The 13462-nt window shown below is 32.7% G+C and carries 12 protein-coding genes and 3 pseudogenes; 8 read left to right on the plus strand and 7 right to left on the minus strand.

Features of this window, described 5'->3' with window-relative positions; all coding sequences use genetic code 11:
• From JCM7501_RS11505 to JCM7501_RS11540, 8 genes and pseudogenes are all read left to right on the plus strand, one after another.
• Nucleotides 1-454, plus strand: a 454-nt coding sequence (locus JCM7501_RS11505; RefSeq protein ID WP_156202122.1) for an MMPL family transporter, incomplete at its 5' end; no start/stop codon positions are given.
• 12 nt (nucleotides 455-466) lie between these two features.
• Entirely contained in the window at nucleotides 467-1378 is a 912-nt protein-coding gene (secF, locus tag JCM7501_RS11510) for a protein translocase subunit SecF (RefSeq protein ID WP_028992251.1), read from the plus strand.
• Nucleotides 1379-1455: 77 nt separating this feature from the next.
• On the plus strand, nucleotides 1456-3123 hold the full coding sequence (ubiB, locus tag JCM7501_RS11515) for a 2-polyprenylphenol 6-hydroxylase (RefSeq protein ID WP_012995090.1): 1668 nt from the start codon (nucleotides 1456-1458) through the stop codon (nucleotides 3121-3123).
• An 8-nt stretch (nucleotides 3124-3131) separates the two neighbouring features.
• Nucleotides 3132-5577, plus strand: a pseudogene (gene recJ / locus JCM7501_RS11520) (single-stranded-DNA-specific exonuclease RecJ).
• A gap of 12 nt (nucleotides 5578-5589) precedes the next feature.
• Complete coding sequence (locus JCM7501_RS11525; protein WP_012995092.1) at nucleotides 5590-6111, plus strand: adenine phosphoribosyltransferase; 522 nt, start codon at nucleotides 5590-5592, stop codon at nucleotides 6109-6111.
• Between the two features lie 46 nt (nucleotides 6112-6157).
• A pseudogene (locus JCM7501_RS11530) lies at nucleotides 6158-8316 on the plus strand (RelA/SpoT family protein).
• Nucleotides 8317-8326: 10 nt separating this feature from the next.
• On the plus strand, nucleotides 8327-8776 hold the full coding sequence (dtd, locus tag JCM7501_RS11535; protein ID WP_012269278.1) for a D-aminoacyl-tRNA deacylase: 450 nt from the start codon (nucleotides 8327-8329) through the stop codon (nucleotides 8774-8776).
• Between the two features lie 12 nt (nucleotides 8777-8788).
• Nucleotides 8789-9409: pseudogene (locus JCM7501_RS11540) on the plus strand (MBL fold metallo-hydrolase).
• 27 nt (nucleotides 9410-9436) lie between these two features.
• Here JCM7501_RS11540 and JCM7501_RS11545 read toward each other — a convergent pair.
• The 7 genes from JCM7501_RS11545 to JCM7501_RS11565 all read right to left on the minus strand — a co-directional run.
• Nucleotides 9437-10573, minus strand: coding sequence for an ABC transporter permease (locus JCM7501_RS11545; RefSeq protein WP_256201444.1), 1137 nt, complete (start codon nucleotides 10571-10573; stop codon nucleotides 9437-9439).
• 83 nt (nucleotides 10574-10656) lie between these two features.
• Nucleotides 10657-11349 (minus strand): ABC transporter ATP-binding protein, encoded by a 693-nt coding sequence (locus tag JCM7501_RS11550; RefSeq protein ID WP_028992248.1) that lies wholly within the window; start codon nucleotides 11347-11349, stop codon nucleotides 10657-10659.
• The gene (locus JCM7501_RS16760; RefSeq protein ID WP_256201445.1) at nucleotides 11349-11657 is read right to left on the minus strand and encodes an efflux RND transporter periplasmic adaptor subunit; all 309 of its coding nucleotides are present in this window, start codon (nucleotides 11655-11657) and stop codon (nucleotides 11349-11351) included. The genes JCM7501_RS11550 and JCM7501_RS16760 overlap by 1 nt, the downstream gene beginning before the upstream one ends.
• Nucleotides 11645-12058, minus strand: a complete 414-nt coding sequence (locus JCM7501_RS16765) for an HlyD family efflux transporter periplasmic adaptor subunit (protein WP_256201447.1) — start codon at nucleotides 12056-12058, stop codon at nucleotides 11645-11647. The genes JCM7501_RS16760 and JCM7501_RS16765 overlap by 13 nt, the downstream gene beginning before the upstream one ends.
• Nucleotides 12013-12528, minus strand: a complete 516-nt coding sequence (locus JCM7501_RS16770; RefSeq protein WP_256201446.1) for an efflux RND transporter periplasmic adaptor subunit — start codon at nucleotides 12526-12528, stop codon at nucleotides 12013-12015. Before JCM7501_RS16770 ends, JCM7501_RS16765 begins: the two co-directional genes overlap by 46 nt.
• An 18-nt stretch (nucleotides 12529-12546) precedes the next feature.
• Nucleotides 12547-12987, minus strand: coding sequence for a MarR family winged helix-turn-helix transcriptional regulator (locus JCM7501_RS11560; RefSeq protein ID WP_012995098.1), 441 nt, complete (start codon nucleotides 12985-12987; stop codon nucleotides 12547-12549).
• A 175-nt stretch (nucleotides 12988-13162) separates the two neighbouring features.
• The coding region (locus JCM7501_RS11565) for a UPF0236 family transposase-like protein (protein ID WP_173571594.1) at nucleotides 13163-13462 on the minus strand (300 nt) is incomplete at its 5' end.

The following is a 13462-nucleotide window of genomic DNA, read 5'->3' on the forward strand; positions in this document are numbered from 1 at the left end:
ATGGCAGCTTTTTTATAGATTACCAGGAATAATGGCAGATCTAGCCCTTATAATATATATATTAATAAATTTAATAATCTATGCTTTATTTAATATAACCTTAGATTTACCAGGAATTGCAGGTTTTCTATTGTCAATTGGTATGGCTGTTGATGCTAATGTTTTAATTTTTGAAAGATTTAAAGAAGAACTAAGGGCAGGTAAAAGTTTACGAGCTGCTTTAGACGCAGGTTTTAGAAGAGCCTTTACAGCTGTTTTTGATGCTAATATGACTACTATTATTGGTGCTATTATACTTTTTTACATGGGTTCTGGAAATGTGAAAGGTTTTGCTTTGACACTTTTAATAGGTGTTATATCCAGCTTCTTTACAGCTATAACTGTAACAAGATTTTTGTTGCATGCACTTCTGGAGATGGATTTGACAAGGGATATAAAAGTTTATGGAGCATAGGAGGGAGATTGAGTGAATCAGTATAGATTTAATATAGATGTAATTTCAAAAACCAAGATTTGGTTTGCAATCTCAGGGATTGTAATCTTGATTGGAGTAATAGCAATGTTTATAAATGGGTTTAATTGGGGCATAGATTTTACTGGTGGAACAATAATGGAGGTTAGAATTGGTAAGCCTTTTGATCCGAATGATATAATTAAAATTTTAAACGGATATAAAGTTAAAGACTTTCAAATACAAAAAATAGGGACAAAAGGTGATGAAGTCTCAATTAAGACAAGTCCTATTGCCAATGAAATTCGACTTTCAATAATAAAAGATATCTACAAAAAATATAACTTAACAGAAAATGATTTAATAATGTCACAGCAAGTAGGACCTTCTTTAGGTGAAGAAATAAAATTTGGAATGATAGGTGCTTTATTGTTGGCTTCCGTTGCAATGTTTATCTATTTAGGATTTAGGTTTGAATTTGAGATGAGCGGGGCTGCAATTATTGGCTTACTCCACGATGTGTTTATACTAATTTCCATATATACTATTTTTAACATAACAATTAATGCTCCTTTTATAGCAGCGGTTTTGACTGTATTTGGCTATTCTGTTAATGATACTGTTGTGATTTTTGACAGAATAAGGGATAATTTAAAAATTATGAAAAAATCCGATTATTCACAAATTGCAAATGTTAGTGTAAATCAGACAATGACAAGGTCAATAAATACAACGTTGACTACGTTGATTATGCTTGTTTTAATGTATTTCTTAGGACCTAAGGCATTAAAAGATTTTGCACTACCTTTGCTTATTGGAATAGTATCAGGGGCGTATTCTTCAATTTTTATTTCTACTCCTCTTTGGGTATTAATTAAGAATAGAGAAAAAAGGAGAAGAACCTCTAATAAACCTGTAAAAGCCTAAGCTTATGAATAATACAAAAAATATAGTGGCATAATCTTTTGAGAAATAGTGCTACTATATTTCTATGAGGTGAAAAAATGAATTTGTCTTTTATTTTTAGAAATAAAAATATTACTAGAAGATATAGGGAGATATTAAGGATTTTAACTAAAAATGGGTTTGGCTTTATTTCTGAGATTTTATTAAACGGCAGGCATATCCCATTTCATATATTGAAAAATCATGATTACATGGGAGTTGGAGAGAGGATTCGGAAAACTTTAGAGGAATTAGGCCCTACTTTTATAAAAATGGGACAGCTTTTAAGTACAAGAGGAGACCTTATTCCTCATGATATTTTATTGGAACTTGCAAAACTTCAAGATGAGGTAGAACCAGAGGACTTTATAGCAATAAAGAATATTTTAGAGAGTGAGTTAAAAGGCAAAATATCGGACTTCTTCATTTATTTTGATGAAACTCCTATTGCTTCTGCTTCTATTGGACAAGTCTATAGGGCAAAAATTAAAGAAGGGAAAGATGTTGTTGTTAAAGTACAACGTCCAGAGGTATCCCAAAAGATAAATGCTGATATAATAATTCTGAAAAGTATTGCTAAAATTTTGAACGAGCGCATAGTTGATTCTCCATTGGACTTTGTCGAAATAGTTGATGAATTAGCTGAATCTCTCTTCAATGAATTAGATTACACGCAAGAAGGGAATAATGCCGAACGCTTTAGAGAGAATTTTGAGAAAGAAAATTATATATACATACCTAAAGTATATTGGGAATACACTACAAAACGCGTTCTCACAATGGAGTACGTAGAAGGCATAAGTGTAAAAAATAGGGATTTACTTGTTAAAAAAGGCTTCGATTTAAAGAAAGTTGCAAGAGATGGAGCATGGGCTATATTTTTGCAAGTTTATGAATTTGGCCTTTTCCATGGTGACCCTCATCCTGGCAATATCTTAATCACAAATGATGGCAAAATTTCATATATAGATTTTGGAATTGTAGGCTACCTTGATAAATCCTCAAGGGAAATGATAATTGAACTTTTCAGAGCTTTTGCCGAGAATGATATTGAGGAAGTAGTAGAAATTTTGTCGGATGTGGGCGCCATAAGGCCTAGTACTAATATTAGGACCCTTAAATCCGATTTAAACCATATAATAAATTATTTTTACAGTACTCCTCTAAAAAATATCAGTGTTAATGATTCAATGAGAAAAATAATGACAACTGTTTATAAGCATAAGCTGATTTTACCTCCAGAGTTTACTTTACTTTTAAAGTCTTTAGCTACAGTAGAAGGCGTTGGCAGGAGCTTAGATCCTGACTTTAGCATTTCTAGTGTAGCTAAAGATTTTATAAAAGAAGTATATTTGAGAAACATTAGTTTAACAAAAATATTAAAAGAAAACTCGAAAGATTTACATAAAACAATAATAGTGTTGAGAAAACTTCCTTCCAAAATCCAAAGTATAATGACAAAGCTTATAAAAGACGATATAAAGGTTAGAATAAACCTTGATGAAGATGGAAGTTTGCGCTATGACTTAAATATTATGGTAAATAAGGTTATTATAAGTATTATAGCATCAGCGTTAATTGTAGCTTCTTCACTGGTTTTGACATTTCAAGGGGGATATAAAGTTTTTGGTTACAATGTATTAGGACTTTTTGGTTATGTAGTTGCTTTATTTCTGTGTTTGTGGGTTTTCTACCGAATCTTTATAATTGAGAGGAGAAAAAAATAGGAGAATTTGTGGGTGATTTGATGCCTAAAATTTACAGATGGATTTTAAAAGAGAGTAAAAACTCTCAATTGTCTCAAGAGATACAAAAAACTTATGGATTATCCAAAATAATTGCTGACATGCTTGCATCAAGATTAAACCTCCATGAAGTTAAGAGTTTTTTAAATCCTGATTTAAAAGATTTACACTCTCCTTATCTTTTAAGGGGAATAAAAGAAGCAAAAGAATTGATACAACAACATATTGCCTCGAAGGATCTAATCACCATTTATGGGGATTACGATGTTGATGGGATTACTGCCACTGCTATCCTATATTTAACCTTAAAAAATTAGGGGCAAAATTGGATTATTACATACCAGAAAGATTAGTTGAAGGATATGGTATAAATGAAGAAGCAATAGACAAAATTGCAGAGAGGGGAACAAAACTTATAGTTAGTGTAGACTGTGGTATAACCTCTGTTAAGGAAGTGGAAAAAGCTAAAATCTTGGGAATAGATGTAATAATAACTGACCATCATAGTATCCCTAAAGAGATACCACAAGCAGATGTGGTGATAAATCCCCATTTGCCTGGTATTGAATATCCTTTTTGTGACCTGGCAGGGGTAGGGGTTGCTTTTAAACTGTCACAAGCTCTTATTGGAGAAGAAGCTCATAAATTTTTGGATATCGTTTCAATTGGTACGATTGCAGATATTGTTCCTTTATTAGGAGAAAATAGAATAATTGTAAAAGAAGGGCTAAAAAGACTAAATGAAACACAAAATATAGGTTTAAAAGCCCTCATAAAAGCTTCTGGATTAGAAAATGTTGAAATTGACGAATATCATGTGGGATTTATCTTAGCCCCTCGTCTTAATGCCGCAGGTCGGCTCAAAAGTGCAGAAGCGGCTGTCAGATTATTGATAAGCCATAGTAAAGAAGAAGTAGAAAAGATAGCAGAATATTTAAACCAGGAAAACTTAAATAGACAACAGATAGAAAATCAAATACTTCAACAAGCAATCAAAAAAGTAGAAGAGACTGTTGATTTGAATAGAGAAAAAGTAATTGTACTGTGGGATGAAAATTGGCATCCGGGTGTTATTGGAATTGTAGCCTCTCGGATAACAGAAAGGTTTCATAGACTCTATACTTATAAGTTTAGGGGAAGAGGAGGGCAAAGGTTCGGGGCGAAGCATAGAAGGCTTTAATTTATATAAAGCATTAGAATACTGTAAAGATTATTTGATAAAATATGGCGGTCATGAAATGGCTGCTGGAATAAATATTGAGAAAAACAATTTGGAGATTTTTAAAGCAAAAATAAATGAATACGCTGATACTGTGCTTAGTGAACTTGATTTAATCCCAAGTTTAAAAATAGAGGCAAAGGTTAAAAATGAAAAGATAGATATAGAAATAGCTAAGCAAGTTCAAAAGCTTAAACCTTTTGGCAGCAATAATCCGCGGCCTAATTTTTTATTTGAGGGTTTAACAGTTACAAAAATATTTGATTTAAATAGTGGAAGACACAAAAAGATCATCGCCCAAAAAGGAAAATTTGTCTATGAACTTATGTTGTTCGATACAGCAGAAAAAAGAAACGATATAAAAATAGGGGATATAATAGATGTTGTAGGAAGTGTTGAAATAAATACTTGGAATGGAATAGAGTCAGTAATCATAAACGTAAAAGATTTAAGAGTTAAGTTGCCTCTATTTTCCTACTATAAAAACTTGAGTAAAATCATGATAGAATACAAGCTAGAGAAAAAAGAAATAAATAGAAAAGTTGATTATATAATTGATAAAAGAGGAATTAATAATAAGTGGGAATATGTGCTCAAACTTTTTAAAGGGGAAAGCAAAACAGCTGTCATAGTAAATACTGCTGTAGAACTTAAGTCATTACTTAGATATCTCAAAAAAGAAAAGTTTGTTAATTTTTCTTTTTTGTAATATGAATTGCAAAAAAGAAAATGGCATACTATTTTTTACGAATTCTTTAGAACCACTTAAATATTATGACGACATAATTATTTACGATATACCTTTTAAAAAAGAAATTTTTTATTATATCCTTTATCATTCACAAGGAAAAAAGATTCATTTAGTCTTTAATGAATCAGACATATATTATAACTTAAAATCTTTTGATGAAATTTTTCCTCAGAGAAAAGATTTTATTAAACTTTACAAATTTATAGAAAAAGGAAACACCATTTTATTTAAAGAACATTTACATCCGCATCTGAATTTAAATCCAATAAAATTTTTATTTTGCATAAAAGCAATGCAAGAAATAGGATTGATAAATGTAAAAGAACGTGATAATATTTTTATGTTAAGCAAAAATTCCGTGCCACAAAAGGTTAATATTGAACAAACTCAAATAATGCAAAGGATATTCTCAGCTAAAAAAGAGTTTATTGAATTTGCCAAGTTCCTTGTTAGCCAGAAAATTTAAGGAGGTCTTGTGATGACATTAGAAGAAATCAAACAGATGATCAGAGAAATTCCTGATTTTCCTAAAAAAGGAATAAAATTTAAAGATATCACACCTGTTTTAAAAAATGCGCAAGCTTTTGGTTATTCTATCGAAATGTTAGCTAAAGCTTTAGATGGCAGAAAATTTGACCTCATTGCAGCGCCAGAAGCAAGAGGCTTTTTGTTTGGAGCTCCCTTAGCTTATAGGTTGGGTGTGGGATTTGTCCCTGTCAGGAAACCTGGAAAGCTACCTGCAGAAACTTTAAGCTATGAATATGAACTGGAATATGGGATAGATTCACTAGAAATACACAAAGATGCTATTTTGGAGGGGCAAAGGGTTGTAATAGTTGATGATTTACTAGCGACTGGTGGGACAATTTATGCTTCTGCAAAACTTGTGGAAAAATTGGGTGGAATAGTAGACTGCATTATTTTCTTGAGTGAGTTAACTTTTTTAGATGGTAGAAAAAAGCTTGACGGATATGATATAATTTCACTAATAAAGTTTTAATCTATAAAGTGGCTTTAAGCCACTTTAATTATAAGGTGTGGTAAATATGTTGGACAAAGTGATAAATAGGATAAAAAATTATATGGGTGATGAAGCAAATTTAGATTTAATCTACAAATCTTATGACTTTGCAGTAAATGCTCATGATGGCCAAATGAGAAACTCAGGAGAACCATATATTGTTCATCCCATAGAAGTTTCATATATTTTAGCTGACCTGGAATTAGATATTACTACTATTGCAGCAGGACTTTTGCATGATGTAATAGAGGATACAGATGTGACTTATGAGCAGCTATTGGAAAAATTTGGCAAAGAAATTGCTGATTTGGTTGATGGTGTTACAAAGTTGGGAAAAATAGAATACAAGAGCAAAGTAGAGCAACAGGCTGAAAACATGAGAAAGATGCTCATAGCAATGGCAAAAGATATTAGGGTTATACTCATAAAACTGGCTGACAGGCTTCACAATATGAGGACTCTCAAATATTTGCCTCCTGACAAACAAAAAGAAAAAGCGGAAGAAACTTTAGAAATATATGCTCCTATTGCTCATCGGCTTGGAATATCCAAGATAAAATGGGAATTAGAAGACTTGTGTTTGAGATACTTGCATCCTGATGAATACTATGACCTTGTAGAAAAGGTAGCTGCAAAAAGAAAGGAAAGAGAAGAGCTTATACAAAATATCATAACTACAATTAAAGAGAAACTAAAAGAAATGGGAATACAAGCAGAGGTAGATGGTAGACCCAAACACTTTTACAGTATATATAAAAAGATGAAAACACAGAATAAAAGCTTCGACCAAATTTACGATTTGTTAGCAGTAAGGATAATTGTAAACACTGTAAAAGACTGTTACGGCGTATTAGGAATTGTGCATACTTTGTGGAAACCAATTCCTGGCAGATTCAAAGATTACATTGCTATGCCAAAGCCTAATATGTATCAATCCCTTCATACTACAGTAATAGGTCCTAAAGGAGAACCTTTTGAAATACAAATAAGAACTTGGGAAATGCATAAAACTGCAGAATATGGTATTGCAGCCCATTGGAAATACAAAGAAGGCAAGACTACAGAAGATAAATTTGACCAAAAACTTTCATGGCTGAGACAGCTTTTGGAATGGCAGAAAGAATTAAAAGATGCAAAAGAGTTTATGGAAACATTAAAGATTGATTTGTTTACAGATGAAGTTTTTGTTTTTACTCCCAAAGGGGATGTGATAAATTTACCAGCAGGGTCGACACCTGTTGATTTTGCGTACAGCATACACACTGAAATAGGGCATAGATTAAATGGTGCTAAAGTAAACGGTAAATTGGTTCCTATAAATTATCAATTGAAAAACGGTGATATTGTAGAGATATTAGTGAGTCCAAATAAAGACAGAGGTCCAAGCAGAGACTGGTTACAAATTGTCAAAAGTTCTCAAGCGAGAAACAAAATCAGGCAGTGGTTTAAAAAAGAAAAAAGAGAAGAAAATATCACTCGCGGCGAGGAAATGATAGAAAAAGAATTAAGGAGACATGGATTGCAACCTGCTATGATAAAAAGTGAAATATGGGAGGAAGTTCTTAAAAAACTCAATATTCACACAATGGAGGATTTATATGCGACAATCGGATATGGAGGATTAACTTTAAATCAGGTAATACCGAGAATTAAAGAAGAAATTAAAAAATCTCAAAAAGAAGTAGGCATGAAATCTATCCCGGCTGATAAGGTGGAAAGAAAAAAGAAAAAACAGGTGGAACGGGGGTTATTGTAAAAGGTGTAGACAATGTAATGGTCAGGTTTGCAAAATGTTGTTCTCCTGTTCCAGGGGATGAAATAATAGGTTATGTTACTAAAGGAAGGGGAATTTCTATTCACAGAAAAGATTGTCCCAATGTAAAAGAATATCTTTTTGATAGAAACAAAATTGTAGAGGTTGAGTGGGATCAAGATAGAAATATCTTTTATCAAGCTGATATACAGATTATGGCTAGTGATAGATTTGGACTTTTGACAGATGTTACTAGTGTTCTTGCAGATGTAAAAATTGCTGTAAAGGCTGTCAATGCTAGAACAACAAAAGACAATATTGCAATTATTAACTTAACTTTAGAGATTATTTCAAAAGACCAACTGGAAAGAGTTATGAATAAGTTGAAAGCTTTGGAAGGGGTAATGGACGTTTACAGATTAAGTGCATAGAGGTGATTTTTTGAGAGCTGTTGTTCAAAGGGTGAGTCGCGGAGAAGTAAGTGTAGGTGGAGAAATGGTAAGTTCAATAGGTAAAGGATTTGTTGTTTTGGTTGGTATATCTATTGATGATAATGAAAATGATGTAATGTACATGGCAGATAAAATAGTGAATTTGCGGGTCTTTGAAGATGAAGAAGGAAAAATGAATTTGTCTCTTTTAGATATAGGAGGAGAAGTCCTTCTTGTCTCTCAATTTACTTTGCTTGGAGATGTGAGAAAAGGCAGAAGACCTAACTTTATGATGGCTCAAAAACCACAAGAAGCTTTGAAGTATTTTAATTTATTAGTCAAAGAGATTGAAAAAAGAGGCGTAAGTGTCAAAACAGGTATATTTCAGGCAATGATGAAAGTATTAATTGAAAATGACGGACCAGTTACAATTCTCATTGATTCTAAAAAAGTGTTTTAATGGAGTGATTTTATGAAAATACAAAGGTATGTGGTAGGACTTTATAAAGCCAATTGTTATATTGTTTCTGACGAGGAAACTAGGGAGACAATTGTAATAGACCCAGGGGAATATTCATCTGAAATACAAGATTATATTGGTATTAACGAATTAAGAGTAAAATATATTTTACTCACTCATGGTCATTTTGACACATAGGTGGAGTAGAGGAGCTAAGGAAAGTTACTCAAGCAGAAGTTGCTATTTCAAAAGAAGATGCTCCCATGCTTTTAGACCCCAGTTTAAATCTATCTAAAATGGTCTATAAAAAATACAGTGCAGTGCCGCAGATATCTTATTAAATGGTGGCGATATTTTATATTTTGGAAAATACACAATAGAAGTCTACACACTCCAGGTCATACAAAAGGCGGAGTGTGTTTTAAAATTGACAATGTCTGCTTTACAGGAGATACTGTTTTCAAAGGCTCGATAGGAAGATATGATTTTCCTGGTGGGGATTTTGATACTTTAATGGATTCTATAAAGAACAAGCTTTTGGTATTGGAAGATGACGTAGTGATATATCCGGGTCATGGGGAGTATTCAACAATTGGAAAAGAAAAGAGAATTAATTTGTTTTTGAGGGAATAAAAGCAAGAGGTGATTTACCTCTTGCTTTTATTCGTATCTGAGTGCTACGATTGGGTCGAGTCTAGCTGCTTTTTGTGCAGGGTATATTCCAAAGAATATTCCTACTGCTGAGGAGAAAAGAAAAGCGATTAATATTGTGTTTATAGAGATGATAGGGGTTATATTTATAAAAGGACCAATGATGTTTGATAAAATATAACCGAAGAAAATACCTATAGCACCCCCTAAGAGAGAAATTGCGACAGCCTCAATTAAGAATTGCATTAAAATGTCTTTTTGCCTTGCGCCTATGGCTTTTCTTATTCCAATTTCTCTGGTACGTTCAGTTACAGAAACCAACATTATGTTCATAATTCCGATTCCACCTACTATAAGCGATATACCAGCAATTGCTCCTATGATTGCCGTAAATATGCTTAATATTCTGTTGAATTCTTCTAGGAAACCGATGAGGTTTTCTGCTTCGTATTTATCTTTGTTGTGATGAAGTGATTCTATTAAGCGCACAGCCTGAGAGGAGGCTTCATCTAATTGGTTTTGGTTGTAGGTCATTACGTAAATTTGTGAGATATCTACGTCTTGGAAGATTTTTTGTGCGTAAGTTATTGGAATTGCAGCTATTACAGGTATTTGGTCAGCTATTGAGCCTCCTAAACTTTTTAAATTACCACTGTCAATAACGCCAATTATCTTTGCTGTGTCAAAGGAAGAAGAACTGCCTATTTTAATAGTTTTTCCTACGCAATCTTCATAACCGAAAAGTTCTTTTGCAGAGTCTTTATCAATAAGTACCACATTTCTACCCATGAGAATATCTTTTTCATTTAAAAAGCGGCCATAGATTATTTTTATGTTAGAGACATTTCCATAATCAAAATCTGTTGCTATAAAAATAGCCCTCTTGGTAAGTTTATCCGTTTTAGCGAGTCCAAATTTTTCTGTAATTGGCGCCGCATATTTTACCGAAGAAAGTCTTTTTCTGATCATTTCTACATCTTTGAGAGTCAGTTTATCGCTTTCTCTTATTTCAACATTATTTTTCGTCTTGATAGAAAATACACTAACGCCGATTTTTTCGAATTCGCCTAAAATAGCTTTTTGACCGCCTGCTCCTAAAGACACTATTGTTATAACTGAAGCAATACCGATTATAATCCCCAACATTGTAAGAAGCTCTTAATTTGTTACTTAATATACTGTCAATTGCTACTTTTATGGCTTCTAAAATATACATCCTTTATCACCTGCTAATAAGTTATTCTGTTTGCGATAGGGGTATCTTCTATAATATTTCCATCTCTTATGCGAAGTATCCTTTTTGCGTGATTTGCTATGTCCTGTTCGTGGGTAACCATCACTATTGTAGTACCTGATTCATTGAGTTGATAAAAAATTTTCATTATCTCAATGCTGGAGTTTGTGTCGAGATTTCCTGTTGGCTCGTCAGCTAATAGAAAAGAAGGATTCATTACAATAGCACGAGCGATTGCTACTCTTTGTTGCTGTCCCCCTGAGAGTTCATTAGGTTTGTGGTGTATTCTTTCACTTAATCCCACTATTTCTAAAGCTTTTATTGCTCTTTTTCTACGCTCTTTTGCTGGTATTTTAGCGTACAACATTGGCAGTTCTACATTTGACAGTGCATCTAATTTACTCAAAAGGTTAAAAGATTGAAAAACAAAACCTATCTGGCGATTTCTTAAATAAGCTAATTGGTCATCATTTAACGTTGATATTTCGGTTCCATTGAGCTTATAACTTCCAGATGTGGGTTTATCCAAAAGACCAATTATATTCATTAAAGTAGATTTACCAGAGCCAGAGGGACCAACAATTGCTACATATTCACCTTTATTTATTTTTAAAGAGACGCCTTTTAATGCATTCACTTGGACTTTTCCAAGATTGTACACCTTTCTTACATTGCTCAATTCAATCATCAGTCTTTCCCGCCCTTTATTATGATTTTTGTACCATCTTCGATAGAACTGGTGGGATTTAGTATGACTTTTTCGCCGACATTTACTCCCTTTATGATTTCTGTCTCCAAATCAGAAACGAGTCCACTTTTCACTTTCCTTTGTTTTGCTATGCCATTTTCTACTACATACACAAATTCGTTACCATATTTATCACTTACGATTGCTTCTGATGGAACTTTTATTACACCTTTTTTTTCGCCAATTTTTATGTCGACATCTACATTAAAACCTGGTTTTATTGTGCCATCATTGCTTAAGAGGTCCACATAACTTTTACGACATTATCTCCACCTGTTTGAGTGATTACTTTTGTCGCAGTTGGACTCACTTTACTTACTACTCCTTCAAAGGTTTTATCTGCAAAATGTATGTAGGCTTTTTGACCTTCTTTTAAATTTACCGCATCATAGGGGTTTACATCCAGTGTAATCTGCAAATTGTTTAAGTCTTCTACTGTTATAGCAGGAAATTGAGATGAGGTAAAATAGCTGTTATTTTTAGCATTTACAACAGTTACAGTACCATCAAATTCAGCAGTAATATATTTTTGTTGTTTGTCCATACTTTGTTTTATGCTTTTAAGATTTAGTTCTGCAATTTCTACTTGTTTTTGTTGGAGTTTTATTTGGTCATCAAGGCTAAGAGAAGTAGTTTGCATCTGAGAAATGGAGGGCTGTTGTACTGTACTTTCTCCCGAAGGAGTTGTTGTGGCAAGGAGGTATTTGGAAGTTGAGCTGCGACTTGAGATTGTTGTGACTGTTTTTCTTTTAATTTTTTTAGTGCATCAAGTTGCATTTGTGCTATTTCCAACTGTTTTTGGGCAATTTGATATTGTATGTATAAATCTTGTGTTTCAAATTCCAAAAGTTTATCTCCTCTTTTTACATTGTCTCCAACAGATACATAAACTTTTGATACTTTGGTGGGAGATAAAATGTAGTATTCTTGTTTGGACTTTGATTCTACTACCCCTGTGGTGGAAATTAAAGAGACTATTTCACCTTTTTCCACTTTAGCGGCATTTACTTCTACAGTGGAAGTAGCGCTTTTGTTTTTTATAGAGATTGCATAAACGGTAGAAGCTACAATTGCTAAAATTACTGTGACTATTATTAATGTTTTAACAGTATTTTTCATAAACACCACCCTCAAAATTTATAGTTCTTCTTTGATTTTTTGTAATATGTTTTTTAATGTTTCTAATTCTTGAGGAGAGAGTTTTTCAAAAATTGGCTGCAAAATTTTTTCCCTAAACATTGCTAAATGTTTATAAAGATCTTGGCCTTTTTTTGTTAAAGAAATTTGTATTTTTCTTCTGTCTTCCAAATCAGAGTCCCTTTGAACTAACCCTTTCTCTACAAGTTTGTCTACTATACTTGTAAGGGTGCTGGGGGAAATACCTAATTCTAAAGCAATATCTTTCATATACATTGGATTGCTTTTATTTTCGCTTAAAATTATTATTACTTGTTGTTCTCCAATTGTGAGGTCTTTTTGAAACTCAGAGAGGTCATTTGCTTTCAGTTGATTATTGAGTTTTTGTCTAATTATACGAAACAGGTCATATAAAAGCTTAATATCACAATCTTTGTTCATAAATTTTCACCTCAAAAATTTTTAATACAAAATATTTTATACATCGAAATATTAACTCATTAATATTTTTTTGTCAATAGGTGGATAAATTATTGATAGTGTCAAGATACTGTAGGATTTTTTTAAGACAACCCCTGTAATTTACTTAATTCAGGGCTTCGTCTTATCATGTTCTTTATATGACTTGCACGTATTTTATTGCTCTTAAAATCCTATATATTGGCGTCACTTTCCCTATATTCAAAACTGTAATATTATTTATTTTTTCATTTGTAGACGTTTTAACTCTCCTTACCGCCTCTTTTATTTGCTTCTTCGTTAATTTGTAACTTCCTTCATTTATATTCTTTTTCTTACCCCATTCTACTTCTCTTAAGTCTCCTCCATTCTTGCTGAATACCCTTAATTTCGCCATTAGCTTTAATCCTTCTCTGCTCCACCCTAATGGATTCCTGCTTAGTCTTACTGAAAATAC

Origin of the sequence: Thermoanaerobacter thermocopriae JCM 7501, from assembly GCF_001310975.1 — a bacterium.
Taxonomy (GTDB): Bacteria; Bacillota; Thermoanaerobacteria; order Thermoanaerobacterales; family Thermoanaerobacteraceae; genus Thermoanaerobacter; species Thermoanaerobacter thermocopriae.

What these genes read in the sequence shown, in the direction of transcription:
- ubiB (WP_012995090.1), top strand. Translation starts at nt 1,456, where the DNA reads ATGAATTTGTCTTTTATTTTTAGAAATAAAAATATTACTAGAAGATAT.
- JCM7501_RS11525 (WP_012995092.1), top strand. Translation starts at nt 5,590, where the DNA reads ATGACATTAGAAGAAATCAAACAGATGATCAGAGAAATTCCTGATTTT.
- JCM7501_RS11545 (WP_256201444.1), bottom strand. Translation starts at nt 10,573, where the DNA reads ATGTTGGGGATTATAATCGGTATTGCTTCAGTTATAACAATAGTGTCT.
- JCM7501_RS11550 (WP_028992248.1), bottom strand. Translation starts at nt 11,349, where the DNA reads ATGATTGAATTGAGCAATGTAAGAAAGGTGTACAATCTTGGAAAAGTC.
- JCM7501_RS16770 (WP_256201446.1), bottom strand. Translation starts at nt 12,528, where the DNA reads ATGAAAAATACTGTTAAAACATTAATAATAGTCACAGTAATTTTAGCA.
- JCM7501_RS11560 (WP_012995098.1), bottom strand. Translation starts at nt 12,987, where the DNA reads ATGAACAAAGATTGTGATATTAAGCTTTTATATGACCTGTTTCGTATA.